We start from the raw sequence: 26,471 nt of genomic DNA, 5'->3' as shown, positions 1-26,471 counted from the left end.
CCCAGACAATAAAAGAGTCCCCGCAGTCTGCTGCGGGGGAGACCCGTCTCGTGTGACCTTTGAACTGTCTTGCTAGCTATTTAGTGCAGGTTCACGCAACTGCGCGTGCAGTTTTCGGTATTCACTTGTTTTGCGAGAGAGATCGTCATCTTTGACTGGTTCAGACGTAAGCTTGGAGGAACCAAATATACTACCGAACCATCCGAGTTTAATTCGTAGTTGAACGTCACATTGTGAACATTTTGCCTCAGCCTCAGGTTGACACATAAGCTCATCAAGGCAGTTCTTATGGTAGGTTGCACTGCACCATGGGGCAGAATCATCACCCGAGTCGGATTCGTCGCCATCTGTATGCTGATCCAATGGCCTGTGCCGATATACATCGTTTTTTATAGGGTTCAAACATTGAGTGCATACAGGCAGAAGCATTCCAGTCAACGCCTCAAAACCTTTATAGACTTCTAACGTGGATTGTAATGTCATTGCTTGTTTCTTACCTTTTTCAATAAGTTGTTTGTCTGCCTCAAATTCAGCCTTCGTTGAATCATAGAGATCTGCTTTGAATTTACATAACTCCACCTCTGCATGTGATTTAACCAATGCTTCTCTTATCTCGTTTAAATATAATCTCAAGTTTGATGCATATTCATGCAGCTTCTGGTTTTCTTTTAATAGCTGCTTGTTTTGCATCGATTCAAAGTCTTCCGCACTTTTGATAACATCTTGTACGAGGTCAACAGTCATGCCGTTTAATTTAGGTGCTTTTTTTCTGCTGTCATATTGATTCTCATCAGGATGACTGCGCTTAACAGTATGAGTACCGCTAATAGTTTGAGTAGTATCCATAATTCCCTCCTTGCTCGAATATATATTTCCTTAACTCTTCCATTTACAGGAACAGGTATTTTTTTTGACAGCATACCGGCTGAATAAATTCATATGCCTGGGAGATATGTCAGCCCTACTAACAAACTGCAGCATAGAGGGCTGCTGTTATTGCCTGTTTTCATATTCTGAATGACATCCTGAAAGCCGGATATAAGGTTGGCTGGGAAGTTGGTTCCTCTGTATGCTGCAGGCCCGGGTTCTGAGTACTTTGAATGCACTTGTAAAGTGTACTGAATAACATTGAAGTTCCTGCACTGATTCGTGCTCTTACCCAGAAGTACGCTGCCTTGATGCACAAAGGGGCTGCACTATGCAGCCCCTTTGCTTGCCCCACACACTCATTCTTTTCTGATCAGGCAGCTTCCTCAACTCTGGCAGGTAATCTGATCAGGTAATCAAACGCTCCCAATGCCGCATTTGCCCCACTGCCCATGGCAATAATGATCTGCTTATAGGGTGCGGTGGTCACATCACCTGCTGCAAATACACCGGGAACAGATGTCTGCCCTCTTTCGTCAACAATAATTTCGCCACGGGGAGACAGCTCAACCGTGCCTTTTAACCATTCAGTATTGGGAACCAGACCAATCTGAACAAAAATACCTTCCGGCTCAATAGTCTTTGATTCCTCGGTATTCCGGTCTGTATAGACAAGACCGTTAACCTTCTGCCCGTTACCCAGCACTTCAGTCGTCAAAGCGCTGGTTATCACCTCGACATTTGGCAGGGAACGCAGTTTGGCCTGAAGAACTTCATCAGCCCGAAGTTTGCTATCAAACTCAATGACTGTGACATGGCTGACAATACCTGCCAAATCAATAGCTGCCTCAATACCGGAGTTACCGCCGCCAATCACGGCAACACGCTTGCCTTTAAACAGTGGGCCATCGCAGTGTGGGCAATAGGCTACACCCTTGCCGCGATATTCCTTTTCACCGGGAACATTCATTTCTCTCCAGCGCGCACCGGTGGAAAGCAGAACTGACCGGCTTTTCAGGCTTGCACCATTGGCAAGTTGAACTTCAATTTCATCACCGGGCTCAGAGGCAGGAATCAGTTTCTGTGCCAGCTGACCGGACATAATATCGACATCATATTCCCGAACATGCTGCTCAAGGTTGGCTACCAGTTTGGGACCTTCCGTCTCTTTGACTGAGATAAAGTTCTCAATGGCCATGGTATCCATGACCTGGCCACCAAACCGATCAGCTACAACGCCTGTGCGTATACCTTTACGGGCAGAGTAAACTGCGGCAGATGCACCGGATGGACCAGCACCCACCACCAGCATATCGAATGGATCTTTCTGGCTGATAGTTTCTGCATCACGCTTTGAGGCATTCTTATCCAGCTTCTTCACAATATCAGCAATGGAAATTCTTCCCTGGGAGAATGATTCTCCATTCAGGAAAACAGAAGGCACGGCCATCACATTGCGATCATTAACCTCCCGCTGAAACAGAGCGCCATCTATCATGGTATGGCTGATATTTGGATTCAGAGCTGCCATCAGGTTCAGTGCCTGCACAACTTCCGGGCAGTTCTGACAGCTCAGGGAGATATAGGATTCGAAGTTATAATCACCATCCAGCTCTTTAATCTGCTGAATCAGTTCTGCATCGATTTTTGGTTGATGCCCACCGGTATGAAGAATCGCCAGTACCAGAGAGTTAAACTCATGCCCCATGGGGATACCGGCAAAGCGAATAGTGGCTGGCTGGCCTTTTACAGCAATAGCCATGGAAGGCTTGCGCTCGGAATCATCACGGCTCTCTTTTACCGTGATTGTTTCAGAAAGTTCTCCGAGCTCGCTAACCAGGCTTAGAAGCTCTTTTGATTTAGCAGAGTCTTCAACTGATGAAAAGCCATCAACGGACGCAATAATTTCAACCGCCCTATCGATACCCTGAAAGTAGTTTGATAACTGCTGTTTAATATTTGCGTCCAGCATGGTCTGCTCCAGAATTAGCGAATTAAGAGTTCAATAAAAAGAATGAAGTCACGGGGAATTTCCCCGCTCCTTTCCTTTTCTAAAGGACTGCTTTAAGGAGCGGGATAATCAGGGCCTTCCGACCCTACGCATTAGATTTTGCCAACCAGATCCAGGGAAGGAGCCAGAGTCTCTTCACCTGGCTGCCATGCAGCTGGGCAAACTTCACCATCGTGCTCAGCAACATACTGTGCAGCCTGGATCTTGCGGATCAGCTCCCTGGCAGAGCGACCAATACCCAGATCATTGGTTTCAACAACCTTGATCACACCTTCAGGGTTGATAACAAAGGTACCGCGAAGTGCCAGACCTTCTTCCTCAATCATCACTTCAAAGTTACGGGAGATGGCACCAGTTGGATCGCCGATCATTGGAAACTTGATCTTGCCAATGGTTTCGGAGCTGTCATGCCATGCCTTATGGGTAAAGTGGGTATCAGTGGATACTGCGTAAACTTCAACACCCATGGCCTGCAGCTGCTCGTAGTGATCAGCCAGATCACCCAGCTCTGTTGGGCAGACAAAAGTAAAGTCTGCTGGGTAGAAGAATACGACAGACCACTTACCTTTCAGGTCTTCATCGCTGACTGAAACAAAATCACCGTTATGGAATGCGGTAGCGGAGAAAGATTTGATTTCTTGATTGACCAGAGACATGTTTGTTTCCTCTATCTGAATTCAACTGCGTTGTTCGTTATCTGCAGTTGAATGATATGCCTCGGGCGCAAATCATTAAAATTGATAAAAAGAATTTAACTCATAGTTTTTATCTATTGACAATATCTCTCGAAATAAGAGAAACACCTGTCGAAATTGCCTGGATTAAACAATTCCCAAATATTGATTAATTCTGGCAATCTCCTTCTACCACTGCCGTATTGATATGGGCATAACCTATGCGCAAAGAGAGGTGTTGCTAGTAATACTGTCAAAATGGGTTGTTGTCATGGTTCCCCTGAAACTAAACAACCCTGTATATGCCAAAGAAGGAAACCATATGATCCAGGGTACTTCCTATGCTGCAGTTATCAACTTCCTCCTCTGTTATCGATACTGACTGGCCTTCAGTACTCACTGAAGGTTCAAAAATCACTTTAGAGGCGAGCACAGAAAAACAGAAATCAAAAGTGGGATTTATTGACAAGGTCACTCCACTGGTCGGCATGAAAGAACCTACCCGAAACACCATGATGTCAAAAAAGAGTTTTGATTACGGCACGGCTATGCCAATTGAACCGGATGATGTGATGCTGGTTTCCCCACCTAAAACCGGTACCACCCTGATGCAGCAAATATGCAATCAGATTAAAACGCGTGGCGGCCCTGACAGCATGAACTTTGAAGATTTGTACCAGGTTTCTCCCTGGCTGGGATGGGCACGGGATCTGGACACTAACCCGAACCTTCTTGCCAGTCCCCGTATTTTTAAAACGCACCAGTCCCTGTCATCCCAGAGAAGAGGGTGTCGTTATATTGCAACCATACGAGATCCGGAGAAGACATTTATCTCCTTCTTCAACTTCCTCAAAGCGAAAGGGGTACCGACTGTTGAGCAATTTACGGACGCATCGGAGTTTGTACTGCAATCTGACTATATCGACGATATGCATTTCGGGGCCTCGTTATGGCTTTACTACCAGGAGTTCCTAAAAGCAAAGGAACTGGGTGATCTCCTTGTTATTCCGTATGAGTATTTAGTTAAAAACAAACAGACTGTTATTCCGACCATCGCTTCTTTTATCGGTGTTGATACTCTGAAGAAGAATGAACTCGACACGATCATTCATCACTGCAGCAAAGAGTTTATGGAGCTAGAGGAACATCTCAGTAAGTTCGATGAATCATGGGTGCAGAAAAAGCTTCAGGAGAAAGAATTAACAGAGTCCGAGCATGTTCGCCCGGCACCCCGTGTTGTCTCAACCCAAAGCCCGGAACTGACTGAACCTGCCAAGCAGAAATTAAGAGATAAATGGAAGGCTGGGGTTCCTGATTGCCAGGACTACCCAGCGTTCAAAGCAATTTTTGAGAAAAAGCTACACGAGCGCTCGGCCGCAAAGATTGTTGAGTAAGCCGTAAGTAATGTTTGAGCCCGTCAAGCCGACTGACCGCTGGTTTGACACTCTTACTCAGCACTGGCAACCTGTCGGTAATTCAGGCAAAACAATAAGAACCGGCGCCATGAACTACCGGATAATTATTACTGAAGACCATCCTCTGTTCTGCTCAGCTTTGAGTGGGGCTCTTCAGCAGTCCTGGGATCAGATTGATATTGCCGAAGCAAATAATCTTGATGATCTGCAAAGATTATTGAAGTGTGGTGAGACTCCAGATTTGGTACTGCTTGACCTTCATATCCCCGGAGCCCACGGCTTTTCAGCCCTCCTGTTTCTGCGAAATCAGTATCCTGATATTCCGGTAGTGATTATTTCTGCCAGAGAAGAACCGGATGTGATTCACAAAGCCCTTGAACATGGTGCCAGCGGCTTTATTCCTAAATCATCGTCGCTGGAAACCATTACTTCCGCCATTAAACAGATTCTTGATGGTGATATCTGGTTGCCAGCTGACATTGGCCCTGCTCCGGAAGCCAGCTCTGTTGACTCGGAGATGACTGAGCGCCTCGCATCCCTGACCCCGCAACAGTTGAAAGTTCTGGAGATGATCAACTCCGGATTAAGAAATAAACAGATTGCCTGGGAGCTCAAGGTTTCAGAAGCGACTATCAAGGCTCACCTGACTGCCATCTTCCGGAAGCTGGGAGTCAACAACCGAACCCAGGCAGTCATTGCATTGCAACAGTCTGAACTTGAGCCGGAACCTCTTGATGGCACGGCCTGAACAGAAGCTCGACTTCAGACGTGAAGACTTCTCTTACACCACCTGTTTCTGTGAGGAAAATATCTGGTGTTTATGTCGTGATCTTGTGGAACAAGATGTTTCTGCAAACGACTTAACGGTGCTGTTTCTATCCAGCCCTTCGCGCAAAACTCCCATACTTCAGCAAAAGAGCAGTCCACATCCCGACAGTCCTGTCTTATGGGATTATCATGTTATTTTGCTGATGAGAAACAAAGGGGCTTCCTGGATTTTTGATTTTGACAGCCATCTGAGTTTTCCTGTTCAAGCTGGCGATTACTTCCAGAAATGCTTTTATCCGCAAGACACATTGTCGCCTGAACATCAGGTTTATATTCGGGAAATTTCTGCTGATGAGTATTTGAAGACGTTCACCAGTGACCGGTCTCATATGCTGGACTCAGAGGAAAAACCTTTAGTCCGCTTTCCTCCATACCCGCCAATCAATCAGAACAAAGAAGAGACTATATCCCTGATGGAATATCTTGATATTGAAAAGATGCAATTGAAGGCATAGCCATTTACTGAACTTTTGACTCTCCACAGCCACTTTCTTATCAGAATACTGTTATTTTTCAACTCTGAAATAATTCCCCCTTTACTTTGCGCCAGGGTCTGCCTGGCAAATAACACTGAACGAGAAGAATGATCGAGTTACGCGACTTTTCGCAAGATGATATTGAGTCTCTGGTTAAAAATGCCAACAGCGCGAGCATATCACGTTATATGCTGGATACATTTCCATACCCTTATACCTGCGAAGATGCCGAATGGTGGATTTCTACTGGCTCAAAAATCGGCATTCATAAAGCAATTATTCACGATAACCAATTTGCAGGCACAGTAGGCCTGAAATCCAAAACAGCCGAGAAACGTTTTGAGGCCGAAATTGGATACTGGTTAGGTGAATTACACTGGGGAAAAGGAATTGCGGCTCAAGCTGTCAAACTACTCACCGAGTATGCTTTTGATAACACTCATATTCAGAGAATATCTGCCGGAGTATTCAGCCCGAATACAGCATCGATGCGTGTGCTTGAGAAAGCAGGTTTTCATAAAGAAGCCATTTTAAAACAGTCTATTTATAAAAATAACGAGTTCTACGACGAGCATCTTTTCGTCAAATTCCGCGAATAACCCTTCGACTATAAGAGCTTTATTGCGCTTTTGGTTCAAATAGCCATGAGCGGGAAATACCTTTTTCGTCGTCAGATGAAAAAGGTATTTCCATGTTAAACAGTTGCAACCACCAGCATCCGCTGCATTAAAGCTCTTAGCCCTGCAGGTTTAACAGGCTTGGCAAGATAACCAACCCCTTCCGCCTTCAGCTGTGCTTTCAACATGGGTGATGCATCAGCAGAGATCACAATGACCGGAACATCCCGCTCAAGTTGAGCTTCCACGGCGCGCGCAACACTATGCCCGTTCTCACCGTGATCCAGGTGATAATCAGCCAGAATAATATCCGGCTCTTCACTCTCAGCCAAAGTGAGCGCCTCCTTCATATTCCTGGCAGTAAGAGGAATTGCCTGCCACCTTTGCAGCAGTGCAGACAACCCTTCCAGAATCATTTCATCATTATCAATGCAGAAAACAACACAACCAGCCAGATGGTTTCCTGGACTGATCACTTTCTTCACAGGCGGGCGATAGGCAGGCAGCTCCGCTCTGGCAACTGTGATTGAAAAGACCGAACCTTTGCCTTCAACAGAGCGTAAACCAATATCATGTTTCAGCAGGCGAGCAATCCCACGAGAAATTGCCAGCCCGAGCCCGAGCCCCTGGGCATCGGAATGATCCAACCGCTGGAAAGCCTTAAACACTTCTTCCTGTTTCTGCTTTGGAATTCCCGGGCCGCTGTCCCGTACTTCAATCCTCAGCTGCTCACCCTGCCTGCGGCATATCAGCATAACCGAACCGCTCTGAGCATATCGAAAAGCATTGGCCAGAAAGTTCTGCAGCACCCTGCGAAGCAGAACCTTATCGCTGGCAATAATCTGATCGCTGTTTACCAAGTGGAATTTCACCTGATATTTCTGGGCCATCACGCTGAAATCTGTCTCCAGGGAAGCCAGAATATCGCTCAAGGGAAAAGGCTCAATATTGCAGGCCACTCTTCCGGTCTCAAGCCTCGACAGCTGCTGCAGATCTTTTAAAAGATCCTCAGCGACTCCCAGCGAACCATCAAGCTTTGTTGCCAGTTCTCCTGCCCGCCCTTCCTTGAATTCGTCGGCCATGGTGGCTGCAAACAGTCGTGCAGCGTGCATAGGCTGCATTAAATCATGACTGATAGTGGTGTAAAACAGACTGCGAGATTGATTGGCCTGCTCAGCCTGGTACTTGGCTTTTAACAGAGCTGTATTCAGTTTTTCCAGCTCTCTGGTTCGCTCACTGACCCGACTTTCAAGCTCTTCGTTCATTCGGGTCAGTTTATCTTCAGCTTCCCGGAATTTAGTGATATCCGAGAAACTCATAACAAAGCCACCGCCGGGCATCGGGCTGCCCTGAATCTGGATAACCTTGCCATCCGGGTATTGTCTTTCAGATGTGTGAGGTGAACCTTTCTCCAGCCAGTTCAGGCGCTTGCGCACATGCTGTTCCGGATCACCAGGACCACATAGTCCACGATGAGCGTTAAACAGGATCAACTCGGAGATATGCCGCCCATACCGCACCAGAGTTTCCGGATAATGAAACATCTCAATATAGCGGCGATTCCATGCCACCAGTCGTAAGTCACGGTCAATCACACTTACACCCTGGCTGATATTTTCAATCGAGCTTTGCAGCAGCTCTCTGTTAAACGTCAGCACGCTTGAGGCCTCACCAACAATATCCTCCACATCGGTGAGATCCATTGTCTGCCCTTTTAATGCACTCTTTATGACAATACGGGCAGAGGACGTTCCCAAAACACTGGACAGCAGCCGTTCAGTAATAGCCAGCAGTTCCGGTGAAGCCTTGCGCTGTCGGAAAAACCAGGGCTGTTCGTCACCTGCCGCATACTCAAAAGTCATTTTTGCCTTGTCTTCACCAACAAAGCGGGCAGCCAGAAGTTCCAGGTCATCAACACGAATATTGCTTAAGGGAAGATCAGTCTGGCCGGGCAGATGAACATCAAGAAAGCGCCCAGCCTGGTCACGTTCATGCAGGCTTGGCACAAAGTAAATAGAACCAACGGCGTAGCAGAAAAGGTTCGCAAGCAAACTAATCAGCATTCTTGCTGTCTGGGAATTTCCGGCAAAAAGTGCCTCTGTGAACGACATTGGTAAAACGTCTACACCTGCCGCCGGTAAAACCATCAACAGGAACCAGAGCGCACCACCGGCAATGATTCCGGCTACAACACCTTTACTGTTGCTCTTGCGCCAGAGAAGACCGCCTATCAGCCCGGGAGCAAGTTGTGCCAGTGCGGTAAAAGACATGAAGCCCATTGAGGCCAGAGTCTGCCCTTCAATAGCCCTGGAAAATGCCCAAGCCAGGAAGAGCACAATAAAAATCAGGCTGCGGCGAATATTCAGCAATAGCCACTTCAGCTCCTGAAACGATTTATCATCCAGTTTGCGCCCCTGCAGCAAAGCGGGAACAACCATCTCATTGCCCAGCATAATGGCCAGGGTGATCACAGAGACAATCACCATACTGATGGCCGCAGAAACACCACCGACATAAGCCAGAATGGCCAGACTGTAGGAGCCAAAGCCCATTGGCAGATTAATAACAAATGTATCCGGGCTGATACCGGGAGATAATAGTTCCTGCCCTGTCAGCGCAATGGGCAGGACAAAAGCAGCCATAAGCAGGAGATACCCAGAGAAGACCCAGCGGGCAATATGGAAGTGTTCAACTTCTTCATTTTCAACAACCGAAACATGAAACTGACGGGGAAGACAGAGATAGGCCATCATCGAAACAACCGTCAGCATTGTCAGGTTGGCCCACTCCCCAGCCGATGGCGGTGCCAGTGTTGTCATTGTCTCTGGAGAAAACGTATCCGGCATAAACCAGATTGTGGCAACACCCACCGCGATAAATGCGAGGAGCTTTAATACCGACTCCACTGCAATCGCCAGCATCACACCATGATGGTGCTCAGTAGTATCAAGATGCCGCGTTCCAAAAAGAATACTGAATGCAGCCAGAACCAAAGTAACCAGCAATGCCGTATCGCCACTGGCAACACCCTGGCCGGAAAAAAGCTCCTGATCGGTGACAAACAGGCTGTACCCCATCACTATGGCTTTCAGCTGCAGGGCGATATAGGGAATCACACCAAAAACAGCTACTGATGTAGCAACAATGGCAATCAGGCGGGAGCGCCCATAACGGGCCGCCAGAAAATCTGCGATGGAAGTAATATTTTCCCGTTTTCCAATAGCAATCATCCTGGCCTGCAGGCGCCAGAACACCAGCATCAGGACAATAGGAGCAAGATAAATGGGAATAAACGACCAGGGTGAATCAACAGCCTGACCAACAGCGCCAAAAAATGACCAGGAAGTGCAGTAAACGGCCAGTGTTAAACTGTAAATAAGGGGCTGCCAGCGACCTTTTCGAAACCGGTCACTACGATCACCATACCAGGCTATTGTAAACAGACTGCCTGCATAAAGAATCGAAACCAGGACAATTAACCAGACTGCCATCGCGGCTTTACCATTTAACTCATTAATTCTTTTTCTAATTAACAATCAGCAAAAGGATCATCATTAGCATTTTTGCTATTTGAAATTTGCGCATATAGAAACTGCAAACTATATAAAAAGGGGGCAAATGTACACAGTTGCTCCTCGCAAACTGCGAGGAAAACACAAGGAATTTATAAAAAACGATTCACGAAAAAGAAGAGCGGGAATTGATTGTCACAGACTTCGGTAGAGTGTTTTTGGTAGTGGATAGAGGAGTTAAATAGTTTTATGCAGAAACTACTCACGCAGAGTACTGATCCTGAACCGGTGGGTGGGGGGTATTTATTGGGGGGGAGTTATTTATTCTTTGCGACAGTCAGTGTGTATTTGAAGTACATTATCGGCACATTTCTATCATTTACCTTAAGTGCAATAATCTTTTCATGTAATGCCTCTGAACATCCATTCTCAAAGAAAAGCGTTGGAAGGCATTCTGTTTCAACAGGCACCCGGCTTAATCACTACAGCAGCGAATATGAAGATAATATTCAGGGTCAACCCATAAACCACCTTTTGCGCAAGCCAATAGGTGTTTTTGACAAGCTACTGACACCTGATCAAGCGACTCATGCAGAAATTCCTGTCGGTATAAATAATACTGTCTACCAAAAGAAAGCTCCCCGGCGGCTGGTGCATGTGGATGGTGATACGGGCCTCACCCCCTTCATTGATGCATTGCAGAAATCTCCGGAAGGAAGCATCATAACCGTCAGGGTTAAGCCTTCAGGAAACCCTGTTTTATGGGATAAACAGGTAATTATCGATGGGCAACGGTCAGTTGTAATAACTGGTGAACCACTTCCCGTCTCCACCCTCTCTGATTCTCATGAAAAAACTTATCCATCAATACAATTAGATGAACAGCTGCTTTCATCAGGGCCAGCTTTATCCTGCCGGGACTGTGGAACAATTGATATTAATAATCTTCACGTAGATTTGACAAGGTCCGCTCCGCAGAACATTTCAGAACCGATCATCACTATACAGGGGAAACCCATCAGACCACCGACTCTCAAGAACATCACTCTGTTTGCCGGGGATGAAAATACAGTCCGAAATTTTTTGCAGGTTGAAGATGGAGTTCTATGGCAGAATATTGAAATTAATACCAATCACGATAGTGACCCGGCGAGTCACAATCCAGCAAAAAGTTATCATGCATACAAACCATCTTCGGCCTGGAGGCTACCAATTCTGGCGGGCCTCTCAGGACTTTTGATTAGACCTGCTGCGGCTCAATCATTTTCTACAACAGCGGGCATCTTTTTGAATGGCTTTTATTCTGCCGTGACCGGTTTCGTACTTAATCACCCCTATGCCAGCGGAACAGCAATTGTGCTGATTGGTGGGTTTTACATCCTGCCGTATTGTATCACCTATGCCCACGATTTATTTATTCCGCCCAAAAGCAAAAGAGCAAAATCGACCAGGTCTTATCATTCCTCCCGCCGGACGACCCCAAGAAATTTAGCCCGATGCTCGCTCGGGACAATTACTGAGGAGACTGAAGATTTGATGGAATTAAATGTTGGACCATTATTTAATAAGGCAGGTGTAAAGCTACGTCCCATGATAGGCCCTACAAGTGAAAAGCTAGACCAAATTGGCACATCTCAATACAAATAACTGGCTGGCGTGTCTTATTAAAGTAACGTGGATAAACAGGCGATTTGCGATTATATAGGTTACTCCCTGAAGACCTCTCATGGGAGTAACTGATGTTCTACCAAAACTACGTTCGATACAGGGTTTCACTTCTGCTGATGGCCATTTTGCTGGCGTGCCTGAATATGACAGCCAGAGGAAACTCTGGCAAGACGGCTGGCTCCCATCACAGGGGAACAACCATTTGGAGTAACCCCCCGGATACTCCGTATTCAGAGGGATCTATAGCAACACAACTTACCAGAAGGCCTCTCCATAAAGCCAGTTCGGCAAGTATACTTCCCCAGGATAAAGTAAATTCAGAAGCTCCAACCAAGGCAGTTTTTGTTGATGCTACAACAGGAATTCAGCCACTTGTTGAAGCTTTGGCTACGTCCGATGCATCTGCGCGTATTGCGGTAGTGATAGACGGCTCATCCGGAAATTTTGTATGGGATAAACCTGTCACAATTTCAAAAAATCAATCCGTCTTTATACGCGGCACAATGAAAGAAAACTTGCCAGTTAAAGACAAAGCGTTGACTTATACTGAGCTAACCGTTGCTCCAGAATTATTATTCCATAAATCCGCCATTATCTGCAGAGACAACGCACATCTGAGTGCTCAGGGTCTGAGCATTGATCTTACTGAAGCCGATAGTCGTGCGGAATATCAAGTTCCATTTATAGATACGACGCCCGCCATCATACCAGAATTGTCAGACAGCCAGATCAAGGTTCATCAACAAGATATCTCCCGTTTATTATCTGGCGGTACAGTAAAAGTAAGTCATGTTGACTTTCTATACCTGGATCCTGACCCTAACCCAGAATACATGCCTGCTTTCGAAACAACCGGAGGAGGAAACTATAGGCGGCCTGTTATAACATTCTCTAACATGGGCACTGGCCCTGTTCAAACAGCAGTTGCTGCTGGTCTACCAATAGTTGTTGCTGCAAGTGGCACTTCAGAGGCTTCAGCTGGCACGCTGTCTGTGGTATGGGGGTATGTTACCGGGCCTTTTCATTCTCTTGCTAACATGGCTTATGCTCACCCTTATTACGCTGCCCTGGCGATAGCGCCACCGGTGGCGTGTGGGCTGCATCGCTTCTATAAAAAAGGCACCCTCGGGTGGCTTTGGGGGAAAGTGCCCTCCATAAGCAAAAAAAGGTATAGGAATGATTAATACTCCAAGTTCCGTTTGGTAAAAAACCATCCGCCCGACAGTTAATCGCAATTATCGGGCGGATATCAACTTCCCCCGTCGATTAAGACCAAAGTCTAATAGCTTCCCCGTTCGACAAAAGTAACAATCCAAGCCGTCCGCAACTGATCTGCATAACTAATAAAAATAAGAACAGGTATGGCGCTATGAGCAACGATGCTACGACTCCCTCCGTTTATCCTGTCAAACCAGAAGCTGCCGAAAGGGCACTGTGTAACGAAGAGCAGTATAAACAGATGTACCAGCAGTCCATCGTCAACCCCCAGGGTTTCTGGCGCGAACATGGACAGCGTATCGACTGGTTCAACCCATTTACCCAGGTCAAGAACGTCTCCTTCGACGATCACCACGTTGAAATCAAGTGGTTTGAAGACGGTACCACCAATGTTTCCCATAACTGTCTTGACCGTCACCTGGAAGAGAAAGGTGACCAGATTGCTATCTACTGGGAAGGTGATGAACCCGGCGAAGAGCGTTCAGTTACTTATCGTGAACTCCATGAACAGGTTTCCCGCTTTGCCAATGCCCTGAAATCTCAGGGCGTTCGTCAGGGAGATGTCGTTGCCATCTATATGCCGATGGTGATTGAAGCGGCAGTGGCCATGCTGGCCTGTACCCGTATTGGCGCGATCCATTCGGTTGTTTTTGCCGGTTTCTCTCCGGAAGCATTGGCAGGCCGTGTTATCGACAGCCATGCCAAGATTATCATCACCTCCGATGAGGGTGTTCGTGGCGGCCGTAAGGTTCCCCTGAAGGCCAATGTTGATGAAGCGCTGACTCACCCTGAAATCAAGAGTATCGAAAAGGTTATCGTCTACCAGCGCACCGGTGCGGATGTACCCTGGCACTCTCACCGTGATGTCTGGTGGCACCAGCTGATGGAGGTGTCCTCACCTTACTGTCAGGCGCGGGAGATGGGGGCAGAAGATCCTCTGTTTATTCTCTACACCTCAGGCTCAACCGGTACTCCGAAAGGTGTTCTGCATACGACTGGCGGCTATCTGGTTTATGCTTCCATGACTCACCAATACCTGTTTGATTATCAGGATGGCGAAGTGTTCTGGTGTAATGCTGATGTTGGCTGGGTCACCGGACACTCCTATGTGGTTTATGGCCCGCTGGCGAATGGTGCCACTATCGTGATGCATGAGGGTATTCCCAACTATCCAACTGTTAACAGGGTCAGCCAGATTGTTGATAAGTACAGCGTCAATATTCTTTATATTGCACCCACTGCAATTCGTGCCCTGATGGCTCATGGTGATGAAGCAGTAGCAGACACCAGCCGTAAGAGCCTGCGCCTGCTCGGAACTGTTGGTGAACCAATTAATCCACAGGCATGGCAGTGGTACTACGAAACCGTTGGCGAGAAGCGCTGCCCGATTGTCGATACCTGGTGGCAAACAGAGACCGGCGCCGCAATGATTACACCTCTGCCTGGCGCGACACCTCTAAAACCCGGTTCAGCAACCCGCCCCTTCTTCGGTGTACTGCCAGCTATTGTCGACAATATGGGTAATATTGTTGAAGGTGCCTGCGAAGGCAATCTGGTTATCCTGGATAGCTGGCCTGGTCAGGCTCGGACTGTATTCGGCGACCATGAACGCTTTGTCCAAACCTACTTCACTACTTTTAAAGGCATGTACACAACGGGTGACGGTGCCCGCCGTGACGAAGATGGTTATTACTGGATCACTGGACGGGTGGATGATGTTATCAACGTATCCGGCCATCGGATGGGCACTGCGGAAATCGAAAGCGCTATGGTCGCCCATGAAAATGTGGCCGAAGCGGCGGTGGTGGGTTATCCGCACGATATCAAGGGTCAGGGCATCTATGTCTATATCACCTTGAACAAAGGTGTGGACTATTCTTTCGAGCTGGCCACCGATCTCAAGAAATGGATGCGTCACGAAATCGGGCCAATTGCGACGCCGGATATCATTCAGAATGCCCCCGGCCTGCCAAAAACCCGCTCAGGCAAGATCATGCGGCGTATTCTGCGAAAGATCGCGGCCGGTGAATGTGAAAACCTTGGAGATACCTCAACACTGGCAGACCCCGGTGTTGTTGATCAGCTGATTGCTGATCGGGTAGATGTCGGGGCCTGATCGCCACCGATACAATAGCGCCCGGGCACAACCCGGGCGTTTTTTTACCTCAACAGATGCCAATCCGAAACAGTGAAAAACAGTTTCTCCGTCGTGCCAGCCCTGAGTCGAAAATAAATCACATAACCCTTTATCAGCATCGTGTTATGTCATCTACCCTAATTTCCCATCAATAAAAACTCTGGAGGGTGGGTTGTGCCTGTAACCGATGTTTTTCTGGGTGTGGATGTGGGCACCGGTAGTGTTCGTGCCGGCCTGTTTTCAATTGATGGGAAATTACTGGGAAAAGCCAGTCTCCTGATTGAAATCAACCGACCGAAGCCTGACTTTGTTGAGCAGTCGACCCGAAATATCTGGATGGCTGTATGCAAGGCAACCCGACAGGTTCTCTCAGATTCAAATACTGATGCCAGTGCTGTAAAGGGCATTGGCTTCGATGCGACCTACTCAACCGTTGCTCTTGATAAAAGTTTGTTCCCACTTTCAATCAGCCCCAACGGGAATTGTTTTTGGAACGTGATCGTATGGATGGATCACCGTGCTAAAAAGCAGGCATCAACAATCAACTCAACCCAGCATCAAGAACTGCAGAGACTGGGAGGGAAAATCAACCCTGAAATGCCTGTTCCCAAGATGCTCTGGGTAAAGGAAAACATGCCTGAAGTCTGGCAGCAGCGCGGCTGCTTTATGATGTTACACGAGTGGCTTGTCTGGCATGCAACGTTCGCAGATCAGGCCCCGGAGAAAACCGGTATCTCACTGGAAAACACTGATTCAGCAAACAACTTTCTCCAAACCATTGGTCTGGAGGATATGACGGATGAACTGTTGCGCTCCGGGCCACAGACAGACAGCTCGCCAAGGCGGGGAGAGCTCACCATTAAAGCTGCTGAAGAGCTCGGATTAATGGCTGGCACACCTGTAGGTCCGGCTCTTATTGATGCCTGTGCGGGCGCTATCGGTATGATCAGCGCCAAGCGTAATGGTAAGGAAGTGAATTACAACCAACGCATTGCGCTGACATCTGGCACATCAAACTGTTATATGACAGCTTCAGATCAACCCAGAAATGTTCCCGGCATCTGGGGCCCGGCAAAGTCCATACTTGTTCCCGACATGTGGAGCAATGCAGCCGGACAGTCGACAGGAGGTTCGCTGACTGACCATATAATATTCACCCACCCAGCCTCGAACGAGTTAAATAAGATGGCGGAGGGAAAATCCCTGTCTGTTTATCAGCAGCTCAACGAAACTCTTGGATCTATTGCAGGTTCACCAGAAGCCATTCCATTTCTCGCAAAGGATATTCATGTTCTCCCGTATTTTCTTGGCAACAGAAACCCCAGGGCCAACCCGGATCTGACTGGGATGGTAACCGGATTAACACTGACCACGTCCCTTGAAAGCCTTGCCCTGCTTTACCTTGCCACCATTCAAGCTATCGCCATGGGCGGTACTCATATCATTGCGACAATGAATCAGGGTGGATACAAGATCAATTCAATTCTGGCATGCGGAGGAGGAAGCAAAAACACTCTCTTCCTGCAAACCCTGGCCAATGTCACAGGTTGTCATGTGTACCTTCCCACAGTGCCTGAAAGCGTTCTTCTTGGCGGTGCCATGGTCGGAGCTGTTGCCGCAGGAGAGTTTGACGGAAAGCTGGGAACAGCCATGTCATCCATGAATACTATTGGGGAAGTGGTTCTCCCAGAGCAAGCGTCAGTCGCCTTTTATAATGCCAAATACAAAGTGTTTCTTGAACTATACGAGGATCAGGAGAAGTACAGAAGGATGATGGGATAAGAGTTTGAGGTTATATGGCTCAAGATGATTTGCTTCATCTTGAGCCATAGACATCACCTAAATCATTTTTCGCCCTTTCTGGGCAGCCAGACGCAGACGCAGCGCATTCAGCTTGATAAACCCACCTGCATCAGCATGGTTATAAGCTCCCGCATCATCCTCAAACGTGGCAAAGGTCTCATCAAACAGTGTCTGGTCAGACTCACGACCAACAACAACGACATTACCTTTGTAGAGTTTCAGACGTACACGACCGTTCACATAGGCTTGAGAATGATCAATCATCTGCTGCAACATTTCCCGCTCAGGTGACCACCAGTAGCCGTTGTAAATCAGCTTGGCGTAACGCGGCATCAGCTCATCTTTCAGGTGTGCCGCTTCCCTGTCGAGAGTAATAGACTCAATAGCCCGGTGACCTTTCAGCATGATGGTGCCGCCAGGAGTTTCATAGCAGCCACGGGCTTTCATACCGACATAACGGTTTTCGACGATATCAACCCTGCCAATACCATTGGCGCCCCCCACTTTGTTCAGGTATGTAAGAACTTCTGCCGGTGTCATATCATTGCCATCAATGGCAACAATATCGCCGCCTTTATAGGTCAAATCGATATAGGTTGGTTCATCAGGTGCCGCTTCCGGAGAGACACTCCACAGCCACATATCTTCTTCAGGCTCATTCCAGGGATCTTCCAGAATATCGCCTTCATAGGAAATATGGAGCAGGTTGGCATCCATGGAATAAGGTGACTTACCCTTCTTCTTCTGAATCTCGATACCATGCTTGTCGCAATAAGCCAGCAGCTTGGCCCGGGAGTTCAGATCCCAGACCCGCCAGGGTGCAATCACCTGAATGCCCGGTTTCAGTGCATAAGCACCCAGTTCAAACCGAACCTGGTCATTACCTTTACCTGTAGCACCATGAGAAATCGCATCAGCTCCGGTCTCATTGGCAATTTCCACAAGCCGCTTGGCAATCAGAGGGCGCGCAATCGAGGTTCCCAGCAGGTATTCACCTTCATAAATCGTGTTCGCCCGGAACATGGGAAAAACGTAGTCTCGGACGAACTCTTCTCGGAGATCTTCTATGTAGATTTCTTTGATACCCAGAGCCTGGGCTTTAGCCCTGGCTGGTTCAACTTCTTCACCCTGTCCAAGGTCGGCGGTAAAGGTTACGACCTCACAGAGATAAGTATCCTCCAGCCATTTCGCAATTACGGAAGTATCAAGACCTCCGGAATAGGCGAGGACAACTTTATTAATTTCTTTCATCAGAAGAACGACTCCGCTTTCGGTTCCTCGGTTTTTCTTTGTTTGTTTAGAACCATCTCAGGCTTTTCTTTATTCTCAGTGCAGCCATCTTTTGGTTTTCCTAAGCTGCACCTCACCCTTACAGGTGTTTGCCTGAAGGTGAATTATCGCATGCTGTAGGAAAATTTTAACCATCCTTTACCCATTAGTAAAATTAATGATTCTCAGTATTTATAAGATTTACTACTAAAGGAAATGTTCATGGACAGAGCCTTAAAGAAGGCTCAGCTTCTTCCTTGCCCGATATTGGGTCACCCTGTCCCCTTCTCCGAAAACAGTGTAATGCTAACTCCTTGCCAGATATGACTTTTTTATTGGTGGCATACCCATTGCAAAAACTCTGGTGCCTTAAGACTGCAAGCGAGTAAGTGTGCTGACTACCAGCAAATAATTTGATCAGGCCCTGTGGTAAGGCTCTTTTGTGGAGATGGATCTCCGTTGCAGAGCCCATGACCTCCTACAGAAAATATTCAGAAACCATAAAAAAGCCCCTGATAAACAGGGGCTCTTAAACTCCGAACTGCAGTGTCTAGCAGTTATGCAGCTTCCTGCTGGTGATCACCACCGCTCAGTTCATCCATTTCGTAAGTCTTGTTAGGAATGATCAGGTTCAGGATCATGGCAGTCAGACCACCGGTGGTATAACCAGAAGAGAGAATGCTCTTCACGATCTCAGGCATAGCATTCAGTACATCAGGTACATAAGACACACCAAGGCCCATACCGAAGGAAGTTGCCAGGATCAGAATGCCGCGCTTGTCCAGTTTTTCAGAAGCGATAATACGGATACCACTGGTTGCGATAGTACCGAACATAATGATGGTTGCACCGCCCAGAACCGCCTGAGGCAACAGCTTGAACACACCACCAACGATCGGGAACATACCAATCATCACCAGAATAACTGCAACATAGTAACCAACATAGCGGGAGGCAACACCAGTCAGCTGAATCACACCGTTATTCTGGGAGAAGGTGGTGTTGGGGAAAGTGTTGAACACTGAGGCAATGAAAGAGTTCACACCATCACCAAGCACACCACCCTTAATGCGTTTGATATAAGCAGGTCCTTTCACCGGCTGCTTGGATACAGCAGAGGTAGCAGTCAGGTCACCGATAGACTCAACAGCAGTCACCAGGTACACGAAGGCAATTGGCAGGAAGGCTGCCCAGGTAAAGTCGATACCAAACTTGAAGGGCTGAGGTATGGCAACGGCATCCAGCTTGGAGAGTTCGCTGAAATCAACAATTCCCAGGAAGATACTCACAACATAACCGACGATGATACCGATAAAGATGGAACTCATTCGCAGGTAAGTATTCTTGGAGTTATTGAAGATAATAATGGTTGCCAGGGTCAGAAAGGCAATGGACAGGTTCTGGAAAGAACCGAAAGTACCATTACCCATAGCAGCATAACCGCCACCCATGCTGGTGATACCAACCTTGATCAGAGTCATACCGATCAGGGTTACTACAGTACCGGTTACCAGCGGAGTAAACACCTTACGGGCAATATGGAAGAAACGGCTGATAGCCATTTCAATAAAGGAACCGGCAAGACAAACACCAAAGATGATTGCCAGAGCCTGTTCAGGAGTGGAACCACCTTCAATCGCTGCAACGCCGGCACCGATGATTGGTCCCAGGAATGAGAAACTGGTTCCCTGAATACTGAGAAGACCAGAACCAACAGGACCAAAACGTTTAGCCTGAATAAATGTTGCTACACCAGAGATAAACAGAGACATACTGACGATATAACTGGTTGTTGTTATATCAACATTCAGAGCACCACAAATAATCAGAGGTGGTGCAATAATACTTAAGAAGATGGAAAGGACATGCTGAACAGCAGCGAAGAGGGCTTGAATAAATGGTGGATTTTCTTCTAGCTCGTAAACCAAATCAGTTGCAAACTGATTCTCAGTAACTTGGGCTTTTCCGATATGTAATTCCGTTGAATTTTCCATGCAGACCCTCAGCGTTGTTTCTGATAACCAATGCTCTAATTAAATGCCTGCAGGCAAAATCATATCCTCCCTTTTTTAACCAAGCTTCCTGTTCCGGCTATATTATTATTTTCACCTGCTCATCCCGAACAGGTGTGATTTTTTAAACTACAGGCTTGCAATAAAAATTATCCATTTTTTCAACAAGACGCACAGGGCTTAACAAGCCCTATAATCTTGGTGCAAATATGCTGTTTTTTATTAATCAGACAATCATCCTTTGCATTTTCAAACCATTAAGTACTGTTTAAGTGACGTTTAAATGCATTATTTAGAAATAAATTACTTTTGGCGATAAAAAAACCAACAAACCAAGATTTGAATAGACATCAATGCTTCCGCTTTATTTTGTGAAATTCTACTTTCCAAGTAACCAGAATAGGCTACTTTCCTATCTCAGATTCGGTGTAACAGGTGAAGATCATGGCTATATTACAGCGTTTTGCCGGTTACATACTGATATTCCTGACAGCATGCTCGGGAGCGGCTGCTTATGCCAGCGGCAAAAAGCATGCTCCAGCAGGCTCAGGCCCGCAACAACTGACTCAATACCCTATTCCCGCAGGGTACAGGGCTCTGGCTCCCGCACAACATCAAGCCGTTCCCCTTGCTGTTTCAGCCAACCTTCAGGGAGTCTGGGCACAGCCTGATGGTTACTGGTTTGTCAATCTGACAAATTCGGCAGGTAACATGGAAGCCGTGATCTACTGGCCAAAGATCAGCAAATCTCAGTCGGCAGCAGGCATGAAGCAAACGTCTTATTTCACAGCTGCAAGTTCTTCAGGATTTGCCGCAGTCATCTCTTCTGATGGAACAGATTTCTCCTCACTCTCTGGAATCACCCTGGTCGGCCCGGAAAGCACAAGTACAGGCCAATTTGAAGTGGTTGAGCTTTCTCAGGATGGGCTTGATTTTACTCCCATACCAGCCGGCATAAGTGAAGATGGCCTCACTGTTTTTGCGCTTGGTCACAGCATGGGCAAAGAGGGAAATCCGACCACGCTGGATTATGTCATCTGGCAGAGAAAGGATGCCGACTCAATGTTTACCCGGCAAACTGGTCGTATTATTCCAAGTAGCTCGTCGATCTCGGATATTCGTTTTAAAGGTATAAATAATCTGCAAGATGGAAGCTGCTTAATTACTGTTGCAGGCAAACGACCTGGTGGAGCAGAACCTCACCCCTATGAAGAGCGCTATTTTCTCACACGTTCGAAAGGTGAAAATCATTTTGTGCAATCCAATCCTTCAATTTATGGCTATACAGTTGGGATTTCCTCAGGGAAATATCCATCCGATAGCCTGACTCAGGGGGTGTTGTCAGCACAGAACTCTGAGGGGGATACCCAGCTCAATATGAGGTTTATTCATGAAGGCAGTCATTACATAAACAGCAGCCCCATAACATTAACCTCTGAGAGCCAGTTTCCAATAAACAGCCTGGATAGCAACCCCATACGCAGCGCGGCACCTGATTTCGGTTTTCTTGGGAATCCTTTAGTCAATGCCCCTGCCGGAGTCTCTTCCGGTGGAACAGGTACCGGCTACATCTACTGGAATAACACATTCATGCCTTTCAGGGAATATATGGTAAACATCATGAAAATTCCTGATGCTGCCAATTGGTCTGACAGTGATGTGAATGCTGTATGCGCGAACTGGAATAATTCTGGATCGTCATTTTATGGTTGGCACAGCAAACCGACTGACGGCGAGAGTTTTCTGTTTCTAGCTTTTGACGGTGAAACAACCTCTGATCACAAGGATGGTCAGGCTGCTGCTTATTACTATCAGCCATCACTGCATGAACAAACAGAAAGCTTGATGCAAGAAAAACCTGTTGATCCTGTGCAAGAGAAGATTAAGGATCTCTCAGCTAATGTGGAACGGCTTAAACTGAATGAGCTACAAGCACTGCCCAGCGCGACAATAACCCGGTACAACAGCTCCGCTGAGCTTGATTATCAAAAAATACCTGTAGCCCCCAGATATATAACCCCGGCATTTTTATCACCGGATGGGCGTTTGATTGCTAACGACACCAGTACAGGCAGGCTTCAGCCCCTTGTTATGGGTTTAGATCAGAGCGGGATTCAGCTCAAAGCGATCCAGGGAAAAGAAAACTACGATATTCTGGTGACGGCTTCCGACGCTGGTGGTCACTATTGCGGTATGGCTTTTCCACCTGATTCAACAACATCAAATACAGAATCAAACCCAGCCACAGAGGTATGGTTGTGGGGGGATGTCGACGAAGAGCCTATCTACATTGGTGCTGCAAATCACACTCAAGATGAGCTTCTTATACCGCTTCACTTCGATTATACCAACCCCAATATGTACACCGTCATCGTCATTGGCATGAATTCAGAAAAAAATCAGACCAGCACCCTTGGCGGTTGGAAAAAAAATGGAAAAAATAACAAACTGCTTCTAACAGCTATGCCTGATAATGGCGCTAAAGAACGCCATGTGCGCCTATACAACTCCCATTACGCTGGCACAATCTTTGTTAACAGTGTGCAGAGAGGAACAAAGGGTGATGACGTTTGCATTGAGGTTTATGGTTTTCAGGGAGATTACGACAACCCAACTGGTCTTCAGTTGATTAATGACGATGCCACAGAACCTTATGGAACGATCCTGTCGTTTCAGCTCACAGATATGGGAACAGGTGATTTAATCTGGATAACTTCAGATCAGGATGACTCCGTTCTGTCGCACGCACAATTTGGATACTCAAATCCCCCAAAAAAACTGGACAATATTCGGCCAATGTTCCGCATACCAAACGCACTTCAACCTGCTTTTCATACAATGCAAATGGCACCATCACGCTACCATTTAAACGGGGCCTGTTTTAGTGATGCTCCAATTAATAATGATGAGGTACCAGGATCCCTGGTATTCTCCCCGCGCTCCCAAACTCTGATGACAGGACAAGAATTTCTGGCGGAATGCGACCTAGGGGAACAGACCAAAGACTGGAAAGGTGTTGTTTTTCTGGAAGTCATTGATGGGCAACCCGATGATCTGTTTTATTATAAAATTTATGTAGCCGATGCCGGGAATGGAAAAGGGGATTTTTTCCAGCTTGCCGTGCCCCAGCCCCAGAGTTCTTCTGCTATTAGCAGTGAGAGTGATGAATCAACAAGGTCCAATACTCCCGTATTACAAACCCCTGTAACTTCATCCAGCGATGGCCTCATAACAACTGCAGAAAACCCGGCTCCATCAAACATAGTTGGGCCAGTTGGGCCCATCTCACCGGTTCCCTCTCAATTCATCCAGCAATCGTCCTGCAAAAAAGCGCAACAACTATCCAGAAGGGAAGCGAAACAAACGACAGACAATGCCACAACTCTCGATATCAATCATCCAGCTGGAAATGTTTACGGTTTTCAACACAGCGACAAAACCAGACGGGTTGTCAATGTGAATACCTGCTTTAAGGGGACAGAAATAATGTGGCCTGCAATTTATTCAAAGGTTCCTGGAGAGATGCATTGGAATTTTAAAGAGTGGCTTCCGTCTCCTTTTTCAACTTTTGAGGAGGGTGAGGAGTGCGTCGCAACCCTCGCAGATAAGAGTTTCACCCATATTTATGGTGCCAGGATACAACGCGGCTATTATGGGCAGATTACAAGTTCACAGAGTGGTTACTGGGTATATCTGGATCAGGCTGAGCAGTGGTTGTGGTTTGACCTTCCCAATCCACCATTTATGCAAAGTTCAGGTATCAGTGTTATGCCAACATTTATGCAGAACTCGGTTACAAGTATTATCCAAGGGAACCAGCGACACCAAAAGAAAGTTCACAGGATTCTGGGAGAGCCTGTCTTGGTGCAAGGTGATGATCATGCTGGGTTTCAAGGTCTGCTTTCAAGACACTTGGCTCTGGCAGCCAATTCAAGAACGTCAGAAGAACCCTACGGTATACATACTGCGAATGCGCTCACAAAAAAGTTTCGCTCAGCCAAGGCGCGATACGCTAGTACCATAGATAAAAGACTTTTTGACGATAGATTGAAATCGATAGCAAAAGAGAAGAAAGGTGCCGAAGGAATACCCAATACCGTATGGGAAATATTTACTCCAGAGATATATCGTCTGCAATACATTTCATCACCCCAAGCTGCGGCGTATACCAAGCATTAGCGCCTGCTCATAACCTTTCTCAGTAGATCTTACTGAGATCAGGCTGATAATCATGCCAAGGGCTGGTACGTTCCAGCTGCCCTGCCAGACTGAAAAGAAGCATCTCTTCACCCATGGCCCCGGTAAACTGGACACCAACAGGAAGATTTTCCTGGGACCAGTGAAGAGGTACTGACATCGAAGGCTGCCCGGTCATGTTGGCTGCCTGAGTAAAAGGCAGTTTGTCGAGCATATCCATCGCCATTTTTTCAGCCAGGCCAAGTTTCATTGCCAGCCAGCTCATCCCCGGGATACTGAGCAGGCGCATGGAAAACAGCTCCCCTTTCGAGGGATACAGGGCACCGATAGGCTGGGGAGGAGTCGCCATGGTTGGAGTCATAATGACATCATAACGCTGATGCAGGTGTCCCATTTCTCTACTGAGTTCATTCCAGTAATTCAGTGCAAGCAGATAGTCCTTTGCCTTTATAGTGCTTCCGATCTGATATAAAGCTCGGGTAGGAAGCTCGATCTGTAGTTGGCGGGCTGGAATATTCAGCAGCTCGGAGAGTTCTGCTACAGATTTCGCAGTCTGCCCAAGCAGCATAGTTAAGAAACTGGTAGCAAGTTGCACACTGTCCAATGGCAGTTCGATCTCTTCAACCCGGTGTCCCAGATCTTCAAGAAGGTACGCGGTTTTCTCAACGGCTTCAACACACTCAGGATCTACAGATGAACCGGTTGGGCTTCTGGTAGAAAAACCAACCCTCAGTGCTTCCGGATCTTTTTGTGCAGCCGCCACATAGCCTGTTTCCCTCAGAACAGGCGACGGTGCCCCACTATCCATGCCATTGGTTATTTCCAACATGGCAGCACTGTCTCGCACCGAGCGGGTTAGCACGTGCTCACTGACCGCCCCGGCCCAGCACTCTGCAAATGCTGGCCCTATAGGCTGGCGGTTACGACTGGGCTTCAGACCAAACAGACCACAGCAGGATGCCGGAATACGGATTGAGCCTCCACCATCACCACCGGAAGCCATGGGAACCATACCGGCAGCGACGGCTGCAGCCGAACCTCCACTGGAACCTCCCGGTGTTCGCTCAAGATTCCAAGGGTTATGGGTCGGGCCATGTACAACCGGTTCGGTGATCCCCATTAACCCCATTTCCGGAGTGTTGGTCTGCCCAAGAATAACCAGCCCAGCTCTTCGAAAACGATGAACAAGTTCAGAATCAAATGGTGCTTTCCACTGCTGCATGGCCGCACTGCCACATCCCATCACCTCACCCTCAAGGGATGCAATCAAATCTTTGGTCAGGAAAGGCACTCCTGCAAAAGGAGCATTTGGAGGAATCTGCTTCAGCTCGTCACGGGCTTTGTCGAAACGAGGGCGGATAACTGCGTTAAGGGAGGGATTCAGTGTCTCAATATGATGGCAGAAAAAATCATAAACCTCGGCATTGCTGACCTTGCCACGACGAATCAGTTCTGCAAGTCCAGTTGCATCATACTTCTGAAGTTCCATAACCCGAATCTCTTATTGTTTTCATTATTCTACTCCTGCCAAATTTATAGTTATGGCAGAAGACTTCAGGCTTTACCGAGTTTTACCAGCTGGCAACAGCTTATGAAAAATGCTCCCCTTTTATCGACTGTACCTACATTTTTCTTACCAATCTTACTTGGCCTTACCTGATTCTTACTCGGTTTTGTCATAATTGTTCTGTTCGTACTAATACAAGAGAAATATGCCATCAAACATGGCACCAGAAACATTTTTTTAGTCATAAACGATGACTTTTT

At 47.2% G+C, this 26,471-nt stretch carries 17 protein-coding genes; 9 read left to right on the top strand and 8 right to left on the bottom strand.

Features of this window, described 5'->3' with window-relative positions:
- Window positions 1–72: 72 nt before the first annotated feature.
- The 3 genes from M3P05_RS11885 to ahpC form a co-directional block, all read right to left on the bottom strand.
- Window positions 73–846 (bottom strand): hypothetical protein, encoded by a 774-nt coding sequence (locus M3P05_RS11885; RefSeq protein WP_249699879.1) that lies wholly within the window; start codon window positions 844–846, stop codon window positions 73–75.
- A 394-nt stretch (window positions 847–1,240) separates the two neighbouring features.
- Window positions 1,241–2,839, bottom strand: a complete 1,599-nt coding sequence (gene ahpF / locus M3P05_RS11880; protein ID WP_249699878.1) for an alkyl hydroperoxide reductase subunit F — start codon at window positions 2,837–2,839, stop codon at window positions 1,241–1,243.
- 131 nt (window positions 2,840–2,970) lie between these two features.
- Window positions 2,971–3,534 (bottom strand): alkyl hydroperoxide reductase subunit C, encoded by a 564-nt coding sequence (gene ahpC / locus M3P05_RS11875; protein ID WP_249699877.1) that lies wholly within the window; start codon window positions 3,532–3,534, stop codon window positions 2,971–2,973.
- Between the two features lie 359 nt (window positions 3,535–3,893).
- Here ahpC and M3P05_RS11870 point away from each other — a divergent pair, with 359 nt between their 5' ends.
- The 4 genes from M3P05_RS11870 (at window position 3,894) to M3P05_RS11855 (ending at window position 6,870) form a co-directional block, all read left to right on the top strand.
- A complete protein-coding gene (locus M3P05_RS11870; RefSeq protein ID WP_249699876.1) occupies window positions 3,894–4,946 on the top strand; it encodes a sulfotransferase domain-containing protein in 1,053 nt (350 codons plus the stop codon).
- 109 nt (window positions 4,947–5,055) lie between these two features.
- Complete coding sequence (locus tag M3P05_RS11865; protein WP_249699980.1) at window positions 5,056–5,715, top strand: response regulator transcription factor; 660 nt, start codon at window positions 5,056–5,058, stop codon at window positions 5,713–5,715.
- Entirely contained in the window at window positions 5,702–6,250 is a 549-nt protein-coding gene (locus M3P05_RS11860; protein WP_283777780.1) for a protein N-terminal glutamine amidohydrolase, read from the top strand. The genes M3P05_RS11865 and M3P05_RS11860 overlap by 14 nt, the downstream gene beginning before the upstream one ends.
- 128 nt (window positions 6,251–6,378) lie before the next feature.
- Window positions 6,379–6,870, top strand: a complete 492-nt coding sequence (locus tag M3P05_RS11855) for a GNAT family N-acetyltransferase (protein WP_249699873.1) — start codon at window positions 6,379–6,381, stop codon at window positions 6,868–6,870.
- A gap of 95 nt (window positions 6,871–6,965) precedes the next feature.
- Here M3P05_RS11855 and M3P05_RS11850 read toward each other — a convergent pair whose 3' ends face one another.
- Window positions 6,966–10,379, bottom strand: a complete 3,414-nt coding sequence (locus M3P05_RS11850) for a PAS domain-containing hybrid sensor histidine kinase/response regulator (RefSeq protein WP_249699872.1) — start codon at window positions 10,377–10,379, stop codon at window positions 6,966–6,968.
- 270 nt (window positions 10,380–10,649) lie between these two features.
- Between M3P05_RS11850 and M3P05_RS11845 the strand changes: the two genes are divergently transcribed.
- The 4 genes from M3P05_RS11845 (at window position 10,650) to M3P05_RS11830 (ending at window position 17,205) form a co-directional block, all read left to right on the top strand.
- Window positions 10,650–12,047 carry a hypothetical protein gene (locus tag M3P05_RS11845; protein WP_249699871.1) on the top strand — a complete coding sequence of 466 codons (1,398 nt, stop codon included), beginning with the start codon at window positions 10,650–10,652 and terminating at the stop codon, window positions 12,045–12,047.
- Between the two features lie 404 nt (window positions 12,048–12,451).
- Complete coding sequence (locus M3P05_RS11840) at window positions 12,452–13,252, top strand: hypothetical protein (RefSeq protein ID WP_249699870.1); 801 nt, start codon at window positions 12,452–12,454, stop codon at window positions 13,250–13,252.
- A 185-nt stretch (window positions 13,253–13,437) separates the two neighbouring features.
- Entirely contained in the window at window positions 13,438–15,402 is a 1,965-nt protein-coding gene (acs, locus tag M3P05_RS11835; protein WP_249699869.1) for an acetate--CoA ligase, read from the top strand.
- A 195-nt stretch (window positions 15,403–15,597) separates the two neighbouring features.
- Window positions 15,598–17,205 (top strand): FGGY-family carbohydrate kinase, encoded by a 1,608-nt coding sequence (locus M3P05_RS11830; RefSeq protein WP_249699868.1) that lies wholly within the window; start codon window positions 15,598–15,600, stop codon window positions 17,203–17,205.
- A gap of 57 nt (window positions 17,206–17,262) precedes the next feature.
- On the opposite strand, the gene M3P05_RS11825 is transcribed toward M3P05_RS11830, so the two are convergent.
- Together M3P05_RS11825 and M3P05_RS11820 are read right to left on the bottom strand one after the other, a co-directional pair.
- Complete coding sequence (locus M3P05_RS11825; protein ID WP_249699867.1) at window positions 17,263–18,477, bottom strand: argininosuccinate synthase; 1,215 nt, start codon at window positions 18,475–18,477, stop codon at window positions 17,263–17,265.
- A 575-nt stretch (window positions 18,478–19,052) separates the two neighbouring features.
- Window positions 19,053–20,489, bottom strand: coding sequence for a uracil-xanthine permease family protein (locus tag M3P05_RS11820; protein ID WP_249699866.1), 1,437 nt, complete (start codon window positions 20,487–20,489; stop codon window positions 19,053–19,055).
- 462 nt (window positions 20,490–20,951) lie between these two features.
- Here M3P05_RS11820 and M3P05_RS11815 point away from each other — a divergent pair, with 462 nt between their 5' ends.
- Window positions 20,952–24,686 carry a hypothetical protein gene (locus M3P05_RS11815; RefSeq protein WP_249699864.1) on the top strand — a complete coding sequence of 1,245 codons (3,735 nt, stop codon included), beginning with the start codon at window positions 20,952–20,954 and terminating at the stop codon, window positions 24,684–24,686.
- A gap of 19 nt (window positions 24,687–24,705) precedes the next feature.
- Here the strand turns inward: M3P05_RS11815 and M3P05_RS11810 are convergent, their stop codons facing one another.
- Both M3P05_RS11810 and M3P05_RS11805 read right to left on the bottom strand, forming a co-directional pair.
- Window positions 24,706–26,193, bottom strand: coding sequence for an amidase (locus tag M3P05_RS11810; RefSeq protein ID WP_249699863.1), 1,488 nt, complete (start codon window positions 26,191–26,193; stop codon window positions 24,706–24,708).
- Between the two features lie 65 nt (window positions 26,194–26,258).
- The coding region (locus tag M3P05_RS11805; RefSeq protein ID WP_249699862.1) for a hypothetical protein at window positions 26,259–26,471 on the bottom strand (213 nt) is incomplete at its 5' end.

This window comes from Parendozoicomonas callyspongiae (genome assembly GCF_023502345.1).
In the GTDB taxonomy this organism is placed as follows: domain Bacteria; phylum Pseudomonadota; class Gammaproteobacteria; order Pseudomonadales; family Endozoicomonadaceae; genus Sansalvadorimonas; species Sansalvadorimonas callyspongiae.
The sequence above is the reverse complement of the archived record's forward strand: the minus strand, read 5'-3'. Positions and strand labels throughout refer to the sequence as shown.